The sequence below is a fragment of the Dellaglioa sp. BT-FLS60 genome (assembly GCF_054941065.1).
Genome location: NZ_JBSOLI010000008.1, coordinates 1 through 532, shown reverse-complemented (window position 1 = coordinate 532; position 532 = coordinate 1). Strand labels below are relative to the sequence as shown.

The 532-nt window shown below is 53.2% G+C and carries 1 rRNA gene; it reads right to left on the bottom strand.

Going from position 1 to position 532, the window contains the following annotated elements:
• Positions 1–532: ribosomal RNA gene (locus ACVQ8P_RS00310) — 16S ribosomal RNA — on the bottom strand; the annotation flags it as partial.

Sequence of the window (532 nt, the reverse complement as noted above, 5' to 3'; positions counted from 1 at the left end):
TCGTATTACCGCGGCTGCTGGCACAGAGTTAGCCGGTGCTTATTCTGCGAGTAACGTCCACTCATCTTGGGTATTAACCAAAAGAGCCTCCTCCTCGCTTAAAGTGCTTTACAACCATAAGGCCTTCTTCACACACGCGGCATTGCTGGATCAGGGTTCCCCCCATTGTCCAATATTCCCCACTGCTGCCTCCCGTAGGAGTCTGGGCCGTGTCTCAGTCCCAGTGTGGCGGATCATCCTCTCAGACCCGCTACAGATCGTCGCCTTGGTAGGCCTTTACCCCACCAACTAGCTAATCCGACTTAGGCTCATCTATTAACGCAAGGTCACAAGTGATCCCCTGCTTTCCCCCGTAGGGCGTATGCGGTATTAGCATCCCTTTCGAGATGTTGTCCCCCATTAATAGGCAGATTCCTAAGTATTACTCACCCGTCCGCCGCTAGGTCAATTACCGAAGCAATCTCCCCCGCTCGACTTGCATGTGTTAAGCCTGCCGCCAGCGTTCAATCTGAGCCAGGATCAAACTCTCTAG